This is a genomic window from Pseudomonas sp. BF-R-30, assembly GCF_019956175.1.
Taxonomy (GTDB): Bacteria; Pseudomonadota; Gammaproteobacteria; order Pseudomonadales; family Pseudomonadaceae; genus Aquipseudomonas; species Aquipseudomonas jessenii.
Window position 1 is genome coordinate 164,968 of the sequence record NZ_JAHBDE010000011.1, and the last position, 16,268, is coordinate 181,235.

Below are 16,268 nucleotides of genomic sequence, written 5' to 3' on the forward strand. Positions count from 1 at the left end.
GCTCCCACATTTGATCTGCGGTGTTCACAAATCCAATGTGGGAGCGGGCTTGCTCGCGAAGAATGCGATGCGGTGCCTCAGACAGAAACACCGCATCACTTCACAACTCAGCTATAGACGCGGCCAAGGAGCTGCCGATGGCTTTCAAACTGATCGAGCACGTCACGGGTGATCTGATCCTGGGTGAAGCCCATCAAGTCGTAGTCCTGGCTGCCGTTGTGCAGATACACCTCGGCACGATAGTAACGCTGACGCGCCTCATCGGACTGAGCCGATTCGGTTGGCGTGGCCAGGTAGCCATCCAGGCTGACTTCGTAGACAAACGGGTTGCCCTCTTCCATCTCGACCCGTACGCCCATGCAACGCTTGGACTTGCCCAGCAGCGTCTGCACTTCCAGGCCTTGCGTACGCAGCTGCACAGCCGCATCTTCCAGCGCCGGAGTCACGTGCTTGTCCATGAAGCGCTGCACCACCGACTGGCTCGGTTGCAGGTCCAGCTGGGTCAAACGCTCAGTGAAACCACGGCGACCACGTGCCGCCAGTTCCGCTTGCTCCTGTTCGATCTGCACGTCCTGGCGCATGGCCTTGTGCAAGCCGAACATGAAGAACACCAGCACCACCGAGAACGGCAGACCGGCCAGCACCACCATGGTTTGCATGGCTTCGAAGTTGCCGGCGAACAGCAGGCCGATGGTCACCAGGGTGATCACCGCCGACCAGAAGATCCGTAGCCAGTGCGGCGCGTCTTCGTCGACATTGCCGCCCTTGCACGAAAGGTTGGCCATCATCACCGCGCCGGAGTCCGCCGGGGTCAGGAACAGCACGAAACCGACAAAGATCGACACGCCGATCACAACTTTCGACGCCGGGTAATGCTCAAGTAACTGGTAGATCGCCATGGACGGCTGTTCCAGCGCCGTCTTCCCGAGCTCCACCGCCCCATGGTTCATCACCAGGTCCAGGGCAGAGTTACCGAAGATCGACAGCCACGCCAGGGTGAAGCCCAGCGGAATCAGCAGCACACCGGCCACCAGTTCGCGCACGGTGCGACCACGGGAAATACGCGCGATGAACATGCCCACAAATGGCGCCCAGGAAATCCACCAAGCCCAGTAGAACAGGGTCCACAGGCCCAGCCAGCGGTCGGACTTCTCACTGTCGCCTTCGTACACATACAGATCGAAAGTCTTCAGCACCACGCCGTTCAGGTAGTCACCGACGTTCTGTACGAAACCATTGAGCAGGTGCAAGGTCGGGCCGAACAACAGGACGAAAATCAGCAGGCCGCTGAACAGCACGATGTTGAGGTTGGACAGACGGCGGATGCCGTTTTCCACGCCCGACACGGCAGCGATGGTCGCCACGGTGCTCATCACGATGATCACGATCAGCAGGTTGGTGTTGCTGTGCTCCATGCCGAACAGGTTTTCCAGCCCCGACGACACTTGCAGCGAACCGATCCCCAGGTTCGTCACCAGCCCCAGCAGGGTCACGAACATGCCGAAGCCGTCCACCGCGTGCCCGGCCGCGCCCTTGACCCAACGCTCTCCCACCAGCGGATACAACGCCGAACGCAACGCCAGCGGCTGGTTGTGCCGGTAGGCAAAGTACGCCACGGCCAGGCCGACCAGCGCGTAGATCGCCCAGCCATGCAAGCCCCAGTGCAGGAAGGTCAGCTGCACCGCCTGACGGGCCGCCAGGTTGCTGCCAGCCACGCCTTCCGGTGGGTTGAAGTAGTGGTCCAGCGGCTCGGACGCGCCGAAGTACAGCAGCGAAATACCGATACCCGAGGAGAACAGCATCCCCGCCCAGGCACCGTAGCTGAAGTCCGGGGTGTCGTCCTTGCTGCCCAGTTTCAATTTGCCGTAGGACGAAAACGCCAGACCAACGACAAAAATCAGGTAGGCGGCGATCACCACCATGTAGTACCAGCCGAAGCTGCGGGACAACCAGGCTTGCGCCGTACCCAGCATTCTGCCGGCCTCTTGCGGGGCGATGATCAGAATGACGGTCAACAACAGAATCAACGCGGTAGAGGTGTAGAACACCCAACCGTTGACCGTCACCTTCTCGGGTGGGGTCTTTATTAGCGAGGCAGAACTCATGGCACAGATGCTCCGGGCAGTGCGAGAGAAGAACGCAAGACAAACGAGTTACCCGACCAATCGGTTAGTGGGCAGCCGACCGGCGGGTGATATAAAGACAGCCCGAAAAAAGCCCGAAGCCCTTGAGACGCCGTGGCGTATAGGCTTCGAGCTATTTCGGATGTCGGTTTGCCGCCATTTACATGTAGGAAAAATCTGTAAGCAGCGACGATTTGTCGCAGATCTTATTCTTTGTTGATTGAACGTTCAATCAAAACAAAATAGACTGGCCCTCAAGCCGATGGACGTTCTGCGTCTGCGGGAAGGCCTAAGGAGATGTGCAAGATGCCCAAGGTCGGTATGCAACCCATCCGCCGCCAGCAATTGATCGAAGCCACTTTGCAGGCCGTCGATCAGGTCGGAATGGGGGACGCCAGCATTGCGCTGATCGCCCGTTTGGCCGGTGTCTCGAATGGCATCATCAGTCACTACTTTCAGGACAAGAATGGCCTGATCGCCGCCACCATGGGGTACCTGATGACCGTCCTGAGCGAGAACGTCACCCTGCGCCGACAGGCGCTGACAGATGACAGCCCGAGGGCTCATCTGCAGGTGATCATCGAAGGCAACTTCGACGCCAGCCAGGTCAATGGCCCGGCAATGAAAACCTGGCTGGCCTTCTGGGCCACCAGCATGCACCAGCCGTCTTTACACAGGTTGCAGCGGATCAACGATCACCGTCTGTATTCCAACCTGTGCTGCCAGTTTCGCCGCGTGCTGCCGCTCAATGATGCGCGCAGTGCCGCCCGAGGTCTGGCAGCGTTGATCGACGGCCTGTGGTTGCGCGGCGCGTTGTCGGGAGATGCTTTCGACACCGAGCAGGCGCAACAGATTGCTTACGAATACATGGATACCCAACTGGCCAAGCGGGTGAGTTAGAGCACACATAAACGCTCAACCACCGAACCGCGCCAGCCACTTAATGCTCTTGCGAGGACTTTATGGCCCGTTTCGAACTGCAAAAACTCTACATCGATGGCGCGTACAGCGACGCCAGCAGCGACGCCACTTTCGAAGCCATCAACCCGGCTAACGGTGAAGTCCTCGCAAAAGTGCAACGTGCTACCAAGGAAGACGTCGAACGCGCCGTCGTCAGCGCCGAAAAGGGCCAGAAGATCTGGGCCGCCATGACCGCCATGGAGCGTTCGCGCATCCTGCGTCGTGCCGTGGAAATCCTGCGCGAGCGCAACGACGAACTGGCCGCCCTGGAAACCCTGGATACCGGCAAGGCCTACTCCGAAACCCGCTACGTCGACATCGTCACCGGCGCTGACGTGCTGGAGTACTACGCAGGCCTGGTACCGGCCATCGAAGGCGAGCAGATTCCGCTGCGCACCACTTCGTTCGTCTACACCCGTCGCGAGCCGCTGGGCGTCGTGGCCGGTATCGGCGCGTGGAACTACCCGATCCAGATCGCCCTGTGGAAATCCGCACCAGCCCTGGCGGCCGGTAACGCGATGATCTTCAAGCCAAGCGAAGTCACCTCGCTGACCACCCTGAAACTGGCCGAGATCTACACCGAAGCCGGCGTACCAAATGGCGTGTTCAACGTCCTGACCGGCAGTGGCCGTGAAGTCGGCACCTGGCTGACCGAACACCCGCGCATCGAGAAAGTCTCGTTCACCGGCGGCACCGATACCGGCAAGAAAGTCATGGCCAGCGCTTCGAGCTCTTCGCTCAAGGACGTGACCATGGAACTGGGTGGCAAGTCGCCGCTGATCATCTGCGACGACGCCGACCTCGATCGCGCCGCCGACACCGCGATGATGGCCAACTTCTACAGCTCCGGCCAGGTTTGCACCAACGGCACTCGCGTGTTTGTACCGGCTCACCTGAAGGCCGCTTTCGAAGCCAAGATCGCTGAGCGCGTTGCGCGCATCCGCATCGGCAACCCGGAAGACGAAAACACCAACTTCGGTCCGCTGGTCAGCTTTGCGCACATGGAAAGCGTGCTGGGCTACATCGCCAAGGGCAAGGAAGAAGGTGCCCGCCTGCTGTGTGGCGGTGAGCGCCTGACCGACGGTGAATTCGCCAAGGGTGCGTTCGTGGCGCCGACCGTGTTCACCGACTGCACCGACGACATGACCATCGTCCGCGAAGAAATCTTTGGCCCGGTGATGGCGATCCTCTCCTACGAAACCGAAGAAGAAGTGATCCGCCGCGCCAACGACACCGACTTCGGCCTGGCCGCCGGTATCGTCACCAAGGACCTGAACCGCGCCCACCGCGTGATTCATCAGCTGGAAGCCGGTATCTGCTGGATCAACGCCTGGGGCGAATCCGACGCGAAGATGCCGGTCGGTGGCTACAAGCAGTCGGGTGTCGGCCGTGAGAACGGCATCAGTTCGCTGAACAACTTCACCCGCATCAAATCGGTACAGGTCGAGCTGGGCGATTACGTCTCGGTGTTCTAAGACCGAGATCTGTATTGCTCGCGAGGGCCTCTTCGCGAGCGAGCCCGCTCCCACAAGGGGCCAGTGGCGAACACAGATCCTGTGTACACCAGAGATCAAATGTGGGAGCGGGCTTGCTCGCGAATCGAGTGCGCAGCACTCGTCAGGCCAGACCTGACCAACTTCAAAGAGGGTGCATTCAATGTCCCAAGAATTCGACTACATCATCATCGGTGCCGGCTCTGCCGGTAACACCCTGGCGACCCGTCTGACCGAAGACGCAGGCGTCACCGTCCTGCTGCTCGAAGCGGGCGGCCCGGACTACCGTTCCGATTTCCGCACACAGATGCCGGCCGCCCTGGCGTTCCCGCTGCAAGGCCGTCGCTACAACTGGGCCTACGAAACCGATCCAGAGCCACACATGGACGGTCGTCGCATGGAGTGCGGTCGCGGCAAAGGTCTGGGCGGTTCCTCGCTGATCAACGGCATGTGCTACATCCGCGGCAACGCCATGGACTACGACGGCTGGGCAAAATTGCCAGGCCTTGAGGACTGGTCGTACCTGGACTGCCTGCCGTATTTCCGTAAAGCGGAAACCCGCGACATCGGCCCTAACGACTACCACGGTGGCGACGGCCCGGTCAGCGTGACCACGCCGAAAGCCGGCAACAACCCGCTGTTCCACGCCATGGTTGAAGCCGGCGTGCAGGCCGGTTACCCGCGCACAGAAGACTTGAACGGCTACCAGCAGGAAGGCTTCGGCCCGATGGACCGCACCGTGACGCCGAAAGGTCGTCGTGCCTCCACCGCCCGTGGCTACCTGGACGTCGCCAAGAAGCGTTCGACCCTGACCATCGTCACCCACGCCCTGACCGACAAGATCCTGTTCGAAGGCAAGCGTGCGGTCGGCGTGCGTTACCTGGTCGGCGCTGCCGAGGAGCGCGTTGAAGTCAAGGCGCGCAAGGAAGTACTGCTGTGCTCCGGCGCCATCGCTTCGCCGCAGATCCTGCAACGCTCCGGCGTCGGCCCGGCCGAACTGCTGAACAAACTCGACATTCCGGTGGTCCACGACCTGCCGGGCGTTGGTGAAAACCTGCAGGATCACCTTGAGCTGTACCTGCAATACGCTTGCACCCAACCGGTCTCGCTGTACCCGTCGCTGCTCTGGTACAACCAGCCGGCCATCGGTGCCGAGTGGCTGTTCAACGGCACCGGCATCGGCGCCAGCAACCAGTTCGAAGCCGGCGGTTTCATCCGTACCCGTCCGGAGTTCGAATGGCCAAACATCCAGTACCACTTCCTGCCGGTAGCGATTAACTACAACGGCAGCAACGGTGTGAAAGAGCACGGTTTCCAGGCGCACATGGGCTCCATGCGTTCGCCAAGCCGCGGGCGCATCCAGGCCAAGTCCAAGGATCCGCGCCAGCACCCGAGCATCCTGTTCAACTACATGGCCACCGAGCAGGACTGGCAAGAATTCCGCGACGGCATCCGCCTGACCCGGGAAATCATGCAGCAACCTGCACTGGACGCCTTCCGCGGTCGCGAGATCAGCCCGGGCATCGAGGTGCAAACCGACGAGCAACTGGACAAGTTCATCCGCGAACACGCCGAAACCGCGTTTCACCCGTCCTGCTCGTGCAAGATGGGCACCGACGAAATGGCCGTGGTCGATGGCGAAGGTCGCGTGCATGGCATGCAAGGCCTGCGTGTGGTCGATGCGTCGATCATGCCGATCATCACCACCGGCAACCTCAATGCACCGACGATCATGATGGCCGAGAAAATCGCCGACAAGATCCGTGGTCGCAAGCCATTGCCACGCAGCACCGCCACTTACTATGTGGCGGGTGAAGCGCCGGTGAAGGGCAAGCCGGTGCGGGAAGTGAGCCAGACTGCTCCGTAACAATTCTCGCACTTGCTTCAAATAAAACCGTCAATCTTTCCGGGTTGGCGGTTTTTTTTCGGCTAACACAAGCTGCTCACAACAAACAATAATCCTCACACCAAGTAACTAAAAAACTATAAACCCTCAACAAAACTCGTTACACATGTATTCACACGAACTTAAAAACCTCCATTACTATCCGCGCCCGTTTCAGCCGGACGCGAGCAGTTTCAATGGAGATCAAGGACATGCCTGACATCGACCATGCCAAGGACCCAAGTTACTTTCGAGACAGAATATCCAAAGAAAAAACAATCACCCTGGACTTCGGCTATTTAGCTGACGCCATTGAGTCCTGGTGGAAAAAAAACAGCCACCACGATACGCACGTCTTAAAAACACAATTGGTTAACCTTTTTCTAACTTACCTGCGCACTGAAGACACCTTCTACTTTGACAAAGTAGGACTGGCAAACGGATGCGCGGCCGCCTGCATCAAAAGGGTATTCAGCCTTGATTCGCCAAAACTCGCTTTAACGGTGCACGAGGCTTTGGCTGATCTGTTTCATCTCACTGACATTAAATATGAATACGAAGAACACAAAGCACTGTATCTAAAGCCCTCCGCAGAAAAATATCGGGAATGGGGCAACGGCCATGGCGATATCACACCACACTCCGATGACTTGTATGAAAACCTGAATGTTGATTTCCTGGCCCTGACCGTTTGCCGTGACGTCACAAAAACCCCCACCGCCTATTATTTCCCAAGCGATCTACTTTGCGATTTAAACGACGAGGAGATGCGCGAATTATTGACGATGCAAGCAACGTTCATTTCCGGCAAAAACGTCAGCGGCTTTAAAAAGCGGGTTCGTCACGTAGTTGAGTATTCCGAACTCTATGGCTTTCATTTTTCGCTGGATTTCCGAATTGATTCAGAGAACGGTGAGCGGATGCGCGCAGAAAATGGTGGTCAGCACGTCCTTGACAAAATACGCGCTGGCCTGCCAAACGCAAAACACCACGTTTCAATAGCTGAAACAGGTACGTTCCTGATCGTAGCCAACCACAAGATACTGCATGCCCGCCCGATGCTGAACATCGATACCAACGAGGCTCGCGAACAAGCGCACAACTCGACATTCAACACAACGCCTCGATTACTGTTCCGAAGCAAGGGCCCTAGAAAGCACTACTTCCCACTGGATGAAACAACCTATACGCGGGTGGCCCATTGATGGTGACTCAAGATACATCCACTCGATCTTCGGTCGCCAACGTTTTTATTGAAGGTGCACGCGACGCAATCACGTTTGGCGTCGCGTTCATTTTCCTGTATTTATCCATAGGTATTTTAAGCGCAACACAATCATTATCCCTAAGCCAAGCGCTTGCAACGACCCTGTTGATATTCTCCACCCCACTGCAGTTTCTGCTTATACAAAGCTATAATGACGGATGGATATTGCTCCCTATCATCGTGGCGCTCAACGCTCGCTTCGTACTACTTTCCGCAACACTTGCCCCCTATATAAGAAACACTTCCACCACGAAAACCATGGCTTCCTTGATTCTGATCACACCATCGATATTCACAGGGTGCGTCACTCGATTCAAGCATAAAACCGATCACCCCTTCACTTACATGATCGGCCTTGGTCTTCCAATATTTGGTGTATCGATTATCTGCACCTACATCGGCTTCATCGCCGGCGCAGAACTCACCTCACCGGTCATCTATGCTGCGATGACACTTCTATTACCGCTACAATTTACCGCTTTGGCCGGCAAGCACTGGCCTCATTATTCGGAAGTATCGAGTTACTGGCTTGGCTTTGTCGGCGCACCATTACTGGTCTATCTATTCAAGGATTACAGCTTGCTCTGCACGCCTTTTATAATCGGCGGATTGATCGTGCTAATTGAAAACAATTACAAAAAACGAGGTGGTGTAGCTCCATGACAATCTGGCTTCTTATTGCATTTTCCGCCCTTACCGCCTTTGCATTTCGTGCCCTTCCCTTTGCCTTCAAAAACAGCGCTGCACTTACGCACACCCAAGGTTCCTTTTATAGGTTTATCAGCTACAGCGCACAAGCAATGTTGGGAGTCATCATTTACGACACTGCATTCAACAAGAAGGATGCTCTGACACTGATACAGCAATTTGAAGCGCTGGATGCACTGAAGCTATTCTTGCTAGTCGGCACCTTCATCGCGGTGGCCAAAACAAGAAAAATTCTGCCTGCTTTTTTTGCAAGCCTATTCATTTATGTTGCAGCTTTCGTTTATCTGAACGGCTGAATGCAGTACTTTGCCTGACAGTGGAATTGTTCGCGAGCAAGCTGCAATGGCTGTTCGCGAACTCAATTTTCAGCCAATTCGTCACGCGCCCTCTGCACTTCGTAATCTTTTCCGCCACTGCTCCGCCCTTGATCCTCCCCCCTCGCAGGCCTAATCTAGCGCCACGCAATCGTTTCACCTATCCCCTCGCAGCACCGCTCCATCGCCACTCCATACCCAGGAGGTTCACGAATGTTCGATTTCTACCCCCAGCTCAAGCAGCGCTTCGCTGCCTTGCGCACGGGTGCTGAATTCTTTTCCCTGCGTTATGTGCGCGAATCCGGGCAGTACCTGTCGGTGCGCAAGAACGTCGCCGAACCACCGAGCCTGAGCCGTGACGAAGGGGCGATGCTGACCGTGCGGGTCAATGGCGTCGAGGCCTATGCGGCCACTAACGACCTGTCGCAACAGGGCCTGCAAGCCGCCCTCGAACGCGCCGAATTCCAGGCCCGTCGACTCAAGCCCCACGCCTTGCTGGACCTGCGCGAGCAGGCTGTTTCCAGCGACCGCGCCGATTACTTTTCACCCAACCTCGACCAGGCCTTCCCGTCCCTGAGCGACTGCTTCCAACTGCTTGGCACCGAGTCGGCCGCCGTGCCCAAGGACGAGCGCCTGGTGAACTGGCAGGTCAGCCTGGGTATCACCCACGTCGAGCAGATCTACCTCAACAGCGCCGGTGCCGAACTGCGCCAGGCCCAACGCTTTGTGTACCCCGGCCTGGACGTCACGGCCTACGACGGCAACGACAGCCAGACCCGCAGCCTTGGCCGCGAGAACTTCGGCCAGCAAGGCGCCGCGGACGTCATCAGCCGCTGCGGCCTGATCGGTGCCGGTGCCCAGGTGGCCGATCAGGCCCTGCAATTGCTCCTGGCGCCAAACACCCCGCAAGGCAAGCGCGACCTGCTGCTGATGCCCGACCAGATGATGCTGCAAATCCACGAGTCCATCGGCCATCCGCTGGAACTGGACCGCATCCTCGGCGACGAGCGCAATTACGCCGGCACCAGTTTCGTCAAAGCCAGCGATTTCGGCCGCCTGCAATACGGTTCCGGCTTGCTCAACGTGACCTTCGATCCCGACATCCCCGAGGAACTCGCCAGTTACGCTCATGACGACGACGGTACGCCCGCCAGCAAACAGTTCCTGATCCGCGAAGGCCTGTTGCTGCGTCCGCTGGGCGGTGCGTTGTCGCAATTCCGTGCCGGCATGGACGGCGTCGCCAACAGCCGCGCCTGCGGCTGGAACCGCCCACCCATCGACCGCATGGCCAACCTCAATATCGAGCCCGGCGATCAGTCCATCGAACAACTGATCGCTGGCATCGAACACGGCGTGCTGATGTCGACCAACCGCTCATGGTCGATCGACGATGCACGCAACAAATTCCAGTTCGGCTGCGAATGGGGCCAACTGATCGAAAACGGCGAACTCAAGGGCGTGGTGAAGAATCCCAACTATAGGGGCATCTCCGCGCAGTTCTGGAAAAGCCTCAGCGCCGTCGGCGATGCCGGTACCCTCAAGGTCCTCGGCACACCGAACTGCGGCAAGGGCGAACCGAACCAGGTGATCCGCGTCGGCCACGCGTCACCGGCCTGCGTGTTCAGCAACGTTGATGTATTCGGAGGAGACGCCTGATGAATCCTTCAAACAGCCAGTCCGCGTCGTTCAAGGCGCTGGTCAACAGCCTGCGTGCAGCCCTGCAAGAGCCCGAGCAGTTCACCCTCAGCTACGCCGCCGAGTCGTCGGCCTTCGTGCGTTTCAACCACGCCAAGGTGCGTCAGGCCGGTCAGGTGCAGCAGGCGAGTATCGGCTTGAAGCTGATCAACGAAGGCCGCCATGCCGACCTGAACATCACCCTGGCCGGCGATCCCCAGGTTGATCTGCGACGTTTGACCGAAGGCCTGCAACAGCTGCGGGAAACCTTGCCGCTGCTGCCTCCGGATCCTTATTTACTGCTCAACCACAATGGCTGGCAGAGCAACAACGTACAGTCGCATCCACTGCCGGACACCGAACAGGTGGTCGCGCAAATCACCCAGGCTGCCGAAGGCCTGGATCTTGTCGGTTTCTACGCTGCCGGACCGATCAGTCGCGGCTTTGCCAGTTCTTCGGGTGCCTTCGGCTGGCATCAGGCCAACAGCTTCAATTTCGACTTCAGCCTGTTCCACGAGAATGGCCAGGCCGTGAAAGCCAGCTACGCCGGGCACGACTGGAACAGCGAAGGCTTTGCCAGACGCTTCCAGCAAGCCCGCGAGCAGCTTGAGTTTCTGGGCCGGCCGCTGCGCACTTTGGCGCCCGGCCAATACCGCGCCTACCTGGCACCGGCGGCGCTGGAAGAAATCATGGGCATGCTGTGCTGGGGGGGATTCTCTGCACAGTCGATTGCCAGCAAAAGCAGCCCGCTGCAAAAGCTCTACGGAGGCGACAGCGCGTTCAGCCCGCTGGTCTCGCTGGATGAAAAAGTCAGCGGCTCGCTGAGCCCGGCGTTTTCCGATGAAGGTTATCCACGCAGCGACCTGGGCTTGATCGTCGACGGCAAGGCCGGGGCACAACTGGTCAGCTCGCGCAGCGCCGCGGAATACGGCTTGACCGCCAATGGTGCCAGCGGCGGTGAATCACCGAGCGCGCTGAACATGAAAGCCGGGGCATTGCCTGACGCGGACATCCTCAAGCAACTGGGCACCGGGTTGTACATCAGCAACCTGTGGTACCTGAACTTCTCGGATCAACCGGCCGCCCGCCTGACCGGCATGACCCGGTTTGCCACGTTCTGGGTCGAAAACGGCGAGATTCAAGCACCGGTCAACACCATGCGATTTGATGACAGTGCCTTCAGCCTGCTCGGTTCGCAGCTGGAAGCGCTGACCGCAGAGCGGGAGTTGTTGCTGTCGGCTAGCACCTATAGCCAACGGGCGACGGCGTCGGCGTTGTTGCCGGGAGCGCTCGTGAGCCGACTGACCCTGACACTGTAAACGCAATACCTGTGGGAGCGGGCTTGCCCGCGAAGAGGCCATCAGCTTCAACATTGATGTTGACTGCCCCACCGCCTTCGCGGGCAAGCCCGCTCCCACAGGGTCCGGTTACATGACCACCACAAGAGGTCCCATGCCCAACCGCCCGCCTCTCGACGCCGTCACAGCCCGCTGGGTGCCGTGGGTCGTAGCCATCGCTTTTTTCATGCAGTCCCTCGACGGGACGATTCTCAACACTGCCCTGCCGGCCATGGCCCGCGACCTGGCCGAAGACCCATTGCGCATGCAGGGTGTGATCATCGCCTACATGCTCACGGTCGCCTTGCTGATTCCCGCTTCGGGCTGGATCGCCGACCGTTTTGGCACCAAGAAGATCTTCTTCAGCGCAATCCTGCTGTTCAGCCTTGGCTCACTGCTCTGCGCCCTGTCGAGCAGCCTGAGCATGCTGATCGGCGCGCGGGTGATTCAAGGGTTGGGCGGTGCTCTGATGTTGCCGGTCGGGCGGCTGGTGGTGTTGCGCGCCTACCCGCGCTCGGAGCTGGTGCGGATCATGGGCTTCATCACCATTCCCGGGCTGCTCGGCCCGTTGATCGGCCCGACCATGGGCGGCTGGATGGTGCAATACCTGACGTGGCACTGGATATTCCTGATCAACCTGCCGGTGGGGCTGGTCGGTTGCTACGCCGTGTGGAAGTTCATCCCGGACCTGCGCGGCACCGAGCGCACCCGTTTCGATAGCCTGGGCTTTGTGCTGTTCGGCGCGGCGATGATTCTGATCACCATCGCCATGGAAGGCCTGGGCGAACTGCACCTGCCGCACCTGCGGGTGATGTTGCTGCTGTTCGGCGGCATGGCATGCCTGGCGGCGTACTGGCTGCGTGCCGGGCATATCGAGAATCCGTTGTTTGCGCCGTCGTTGTTCAAGACCCGGACCTTTGCCGTGGGCATTCTCGGCAACCTGTTCGCCCGCCTCGGCAGCGGCGCCCTGCCCTTTCTGGTGCCGTTGCTGCTGCAAGTGGCGCTGGGCTATTCGCCGTCCCAGGCCGGGATGAGCATGCTGCCGCTGGCGGCGGCGGCGATGATCGCCAAGTGGGTGGCGCGGCCGCTGATCGAACATCTGGGTTACCGCATCGTGCTCACCGGCAACACCCTGGCGCTGGGGATCATGCTGGCGAGCATGGGCCTGGTCAGCGAGCAGACGCCGTACTGGCTGCTGCTGTGCCAGCTGGCGATCCTTGGCGCGATCAACTCCTTGCAGTTCACCGCGATGAACACCGTGACCCTGATCGACCTCGACGATGCCAGCGCCAGCAGCGGCAACAGCCTGCTGTCGGTGGTCGCGCAATTGTCACTGAGTCTGGGGGTAGCCTGCGCCGGTGCATTGCTCGGCGGGTTCACGGCCGAGATCGGAAATGACGGCGTGGACACGGTTTTGGGCGCCTTTCAACTGACGTTTGTGACGGTTGGAATCATGGCAATGCTGGCCGCGACGATCTTTTCCCAGCTGTCACGGAATGACGGACGGCGAGTCAAACGTCCGGAAGAACACATAGAGCCTTAGGGCGAATGGCCATCGGGCTGGTACACTGCGCGACATTTTGTTTTGCAGGCCAGTCCCGTGACCACCATCGCCACCGAATTTAATACTTTGCCGCTGTCCGCCGCCATGCTGGCTAACCTCGACTCCCTCGGTTATGCCCAGATGACGCCGATCCAGGCGCAAAGCTTGCCGGTGATCCTCAAGGGGATGGACCTGATCGCCCAGGCCAAGACCGGCAGCGGAAAGACCGCCGCGTTCGGCATCGGCCTGCTGAACCCGATCAATCCGCGTTACTTCGGTTGCCAGGCGCTGATCCTGTGCCCGACCCGCGAGCTGGCCGACCAGGTCGCCAAGGAAATCCGTCGCCTGGCCCGTGCCGAAGACAACATCAAGGTCCTGACCCTGTGCGGCGGCGTGTCCCTCGGCCCGCAGATCGCTTCGCTGGAACACGGCGCGCACATCATCGTCGGCACGCCGGGGCGCATCCAGCAGCACCTGCGCAAGGGCTCGCTGGTGCTCCACGGCCTGAACACCCTGATCCTCGACGAAGCCGACCGCATGCTCGACATGGGTTTCTACGACTCCATCGAAGAAATCATCATGCAGGCCCCGGAACGTCGCCAGACCTTGCTGTTCTCCGCTACCTACCCGGTAGGCATCAAGCAGTTGGCCTCGAAGTTCATGCGCAACCCGCAGCAGGTCAAGGCCGAGGCGTTCCACGACGACACGCAGATCGAGCAGCGCTTCTACGAGATTTCCCCGGATGACCGCATGAGTGCGGTGACCAAGGTGCTTGGCCACTTCCGTCCGGCCTCCTGCGTGGCTTTCTGCTTCACCAAGCAGCAAGTTCAGGAAACCGTCGATCACCTGACCGCCAAAGGCATTTCCGCCGTCGGCCTGCACGGCGATCTGGAACAGCGTGACCGCGATCAGGTGCTGGCGATGTTCGCCAACCGCAGTACTTCGGTACTGGTGGCTACCGACGTCGCCGCCCGCGGCCTCGACATCGACTCGCTGGACATGGTGATCAACGTCGAGCTGGCCCGTGATTCGGAAATCCACATTCACCGCGTCGGCCGTACTGGCCGCGCCGGTGAGAAAGGCCTCGCGATCAGCCTGGTGGCGCCGTCCGAAGCACAGCGCGCCCAGGCTATCGAGCAATTGCAGAAGACACCATTGACCTGGGATCAGGTGGACAACCTCACCTCCAAGGGTGGTGGTCCGCTGTTGCCGCAGATGAGCACCCTGTGCATCGCTGGCGGCCGTAAGGACAAGGTTCGTCCGGGCGACATTCTTGGCGCACTGACCGGTGACGCCGGCATCCCCGGTGCCCAGGTCGGCAAGATCGCGATTTTCGACTTCCAGGCCTATGTGGCCGTGGAGCGCGGCGTCGCCAAGCAGGCCTTGCAGCGACTGAACGACGGCAAGATCAAGGGCCGTTCGTTGCGCGTGCGCATTTTGTAAAACGATCTTCGACCCAACGAAGATCCCCTGTGGGAGCGGGCTTGCTCGCGAATGCAATCTGTCAGTCGATCTATCAGGTGACTGATACACCGCTTTCGCGAGCAAGCCCGCTCCCACATTGGTTTTGTGGTGATACATCAAGAGGACACCGTTTTGCGCTCTACCGAAGTCGTGATCATTGGCGCTGGCGCCGCAGGGTTGATGTGTGCACTGACCGCCGCCGGGCGCGGGCGCAAGGTGTTGCTGCTCGACCATGCCAACAAGGCCGGCAAGAAAATCCTGATGTCGGGCGGTGGCCGCTGCAATTTCACCAACATGTACACCGAGCCGGGCAATTTCCTCTCGCAAAACGGGCATTTCTGCAAATCCGCCCTGGCCCGTTATACCCAGTGGGATTTCATCGGCATGGTGGCCAAGCACGGCGTGCCGTACCACGAGAAAAAACTCGGCCAGTTGTTCTGCGATAACAAATCCAGTGACATTCTCGAAATGCTGCTCAACGAGTGCGATCAGGTCGGCGTCAGCCTGCACCTGGACACCTCGATCCAGACCATCGAGAGGCTTGAAAAAGGCTACTTGCTGGACACGACGCTTGACCAAATCACCTGCGAATCCCTGGTGATCGCCACCGGCGGCCTGTCGATCCCGACCCTGGGCGCCACCGGTTTCGGCTATCAAGTGGCCAAGCAGTTCGGCCACGAACTGCTGCCGACCCGCGCCGGCCTGGTGCCGTTCACCATTACCGATCAGCTCAAAGCCTTGTGCACCGAGTTGTCCGGTACGTCGGTGGATTGCCTGGTGAGCTGCAACGACCAGAGCTTCCGCGAGAACATCCTGTTCACCCACCGCGGCCTCAGCGGCCCGGCGATTTTGCAGATCTCGTCGTTCTGGGAATCCGGCGATACCGTCGAGATCAACCTTCTGCCGGATCACGACGTACCGAGCTGGCTGCAACAGCAACAGGCCGAACGTCCCAACAGCGAGCTGAAAACCCTGCTTGGGGAAATCTTCACCAAGAAGATGGCCAACCTGCTGGCGGACAACTGGTTCGTCTCCAAACCGATGAAGCAGTACACCCACGCGGAACTGGCCGATATCGCGGAAAAACTGGCGAGCTGGAAAGTCGTGCCGGCGGGCACCGAAGGCTATCGCACCGCCGAGGTGACCCTGGGCGGCGTCAACACCAATGAAGTGTCGTCCAAGACCATGGAATCGCTGAAAAGCCCGGGGCTGTACTTCATCGGCGAAGTGCTCGACGTGACCGGGCATCTGGGCGGGTTCAACTTCCAGTGGGCGTGGGCATCGGGCTACGCGGCTGCGCAGTACGTCTGACGAACACAAATCAAAATGTGGGAGCGGGCTTGCTCGCGAAGGGGCCATAACATTCAACATCAATGTTGACTGAAAGGACGCTTTCGCGAGCAAGCCCGCTCCCACATTGGATCTGTGATGATTTGCAGATTGTATTCACACAAGGAAGGAACAGATTTTGCTGTCTGATGTGATCGACGCCATTGCGTC

12 protein-coding genes are annotated in these 16,268 nt (G+C 59.3%); 11 read left to right on the top strand and 1 reads right to left on the bottom strand.

The features are described 5' to 3' along the window. Positions 1-107: 107 nt before the first annotated feature. A complete protein-coding gene (gene betT, locus KGB20_RS07545; protein ID WP_154909900.1) occupies positions 108-2,105 on the bottom strand; it encodes a choline BCCT transporter BetT in 1,998 nt (665 codons plus the stop codon). A 324-nt stretch (positions 2,106-2,429) separates the two neighbouring features. Between betT and betI the strand changes: the two genes are divergently transcribed. From betI to KGB20_RS07600, 11 genes are all read left to right on the top strand, one after another. Then, on the top strand, positions 2,430-3,023 hold the full coding sequence (gene betI / locus KGB20_RS07550; protein ID WP_007985937.1) for a transcriptional regulator BetI: 594 nt from the start codon (positions 2,430-2,432) through the stop codon (positions 3,021-3,023). A 62-nt stretch (positions 3,024-3,085) separates the two neighbouring features. After that, positions 3,086-4,558: a betaine-aldehyde dehydrogenase gene (gene betB, locus KGB20_RS07555; protein WP_057712979.1), complete on the top strand. Its 1,473-nt coding sequence runs from the start codon at positions 3,086-3,088 to the stop codon at positions 4,556-4,558. A gap of 181 nt (positions 4,559-4,739) precedes the next feature. Then, positions 4,740-6,443, top strand: coding sequence for a choline dehydrogenase (gene betA / locus KGB20_RS07560; protein ID WP_154909902.1), 1,704 nt, complete (start codon positions 4,740-4,742; stop codon positions 6,441-6,443). A 230-nt stretch (positions 6,444-6,673) separates the two neighbouring features. Continuing rightward, positions 6,674-7,666: a hypothetical protein gene (locus KGB20_RS07565; RefSeq protein WP_154909903.1), complete on the top strand. Its 993-nt coding sequence runs from the start codon at positions 6,674-6,676 to the stop codon at positions 7,664-7,666. Then, positions 7,666-8,391: an AzlC family ABC transporter permease gene (locus tag KGB20_RS07570; RefSeq protein WP_154909904.1), complete on the top strand. Its 726-nt coding sequence runs from the start codon at positions 7,666-7,668 to the stop codon at positions 8,389-8,391. Before KGB20_RS07565 ends, KGB20_RS07570 begins: the two co-directional genes overlap by 1 nt. Beyond that, entirely contained in the window at positions 8,388-8,732 is a 345-nt protein-coding gene (locus KGB20_RS07575) for an AzlD domain-containing protein (RefSeq protein ID WP_154909905.1), read from the top strand. The genes KGB20_RS07570 and KGB20_RS07575 overlap by 4 nt, the downstream gene beginning before the upstream one ends. A gap of 231 nt (positions 8,733-8,963) precedes the next feature. After that, entirely contained in the window at positions 8,964-10,406 is a 1,443-nt protein-coding gene (locus KGB20_RS07580; protein ID WP_154860994.1) for a TldD/PmbA family protein, read from the top strand. Further along, complete coding sequence (locus tag KGB20_RS07585) at positions 10,406-11,743, top strand: TldD/PmbA family protein (protein ID WP_154860993.1); 1,338 nt, start codon at positions 10,406-10,408, stop codon at positions 11,741-11,743. Before KGB20_RS07580 ends, KGB20_RS07585 begins: the two co-directional genes overlap by 1 nt. 112 nt (positions 11,744-11,855) lie before the next feature. Beyond that, positions 11,856-13,304: a multidrug transporter subunit MdtD gene (gene mdtD / locus KGB20_RS07590; protein WP_223532187.1), complete on the top strand. Its 1,449-nt coding sequence runs from the start codon at positions 11,856-11,858 to the stop codon at positions 13,302-13,304. A 105-nt stretch (positions 13,305-13,409) separates the two neighbouring features. Beyond that, positions 13,410-14,747, top strand: coding sequence for an ATP-dependent RNA helicase DbpA (gene dbpA, locus KGB20_RS07595; RefSeq protein ID WP_235863953.1), 1,338 nt, complete (start codon positions 13,410-13,412; stop codon positions 14,745-14,747). Between the two features lie 153 nt (positions 14,748-14,900). Then, entirely contained in the window at positions 14,901-16,079 is a 1,179-nt protein-coding gene (locus tag KGB20_RS07600) for an NAD(P)/FAD-dependent oxidoreductase (protein WP_154909907.1), read from the top strand. The last annotated feature ends 189 nt before the right edge of the window (positions 16,080-16,268 follow it).

What these genes read in the sequence shown, in the direction of transcription:
- betT (WP_154909900.1), bottom strand. Translation starts at nt 2,105, where the DNA reads ATGAGTTCTGCCTCGCTAATAAAGACCCCACCCGAGAAGGTGACGGTC.
- betI (WP_007985937.1), top strand. Translation starts at nt 2,430, where the DNA reads ATGCCCAAGGTCGGTATGCAACCCATCCGCCGCCAGCAATTGATCGAA.
- betB (WP_057712979.1), top strand. Translation starts at nt 3,086, where the DNA reads ATGGCCCGTTTCGAACTGCAAAAACTCTACATCGATGGCGCGTACAGC.
- betA (WP_154909902.1), top strand. Translation starts at nt 4,740, where the DNA reads ATGTCCCAAGAATTCGACTACATCATCATCGGTGCCGGCTCTGCCGGT.
- KGB20_RS07565 (WP_154909903.1), top strand. Translation starts at nt 6,674, where the DNA reads ATGCCTGACATCGACCATGCCAAGGACCCAAGTTACTTTCGAGACAGA.
- KGB20_RS07570 (WP_154909904.1), top strand. Translation starts at nt 7,666, where the DNA reads ATGGTGACTCAAGATACATCCACTCGATCTTCGGTCGCCAACGTTTTT.
- KGB20_RS07575 (WP_154909905.1), top strand. Translation starts at nt 8,388, where the DNA reads ATGACAATCTGGCTTCTTATTGCATTTTCCGCCCTTACCGCCTTTGCA.
- KGB20_RS07580 (WP_154860994.1), top strand. Translation starts at nt 8,964, where the DNA reads ATGTTCGATTTCTACCCCCAGCTCAAGCAGCGCTTCGCTGCCTTGCGC.
- KGB20_RS07585 (WP_154860993.1), top strand. Translation starts at nt 10,406, where the DNA reads ATGAATCCTTCAAACAGCCAGTCCGCGTCGTTCAAGGCGCTGGTCAAC.
- mdtD (WP_223532187.1), top strand. Translation starts at nt 11,856, where the DNA reads ATGACCACCACAAGAGGTCCCATGCCCAACCGCCCGCCTCTCGACGCC.
- dbpA (WP_235863953.1), top strand. Translation starts at nt 13,410, where the DNA reads ATGCTGGCTAACCTCGACTCCCTCGGTTATGCCCAGATGACGCCGATC.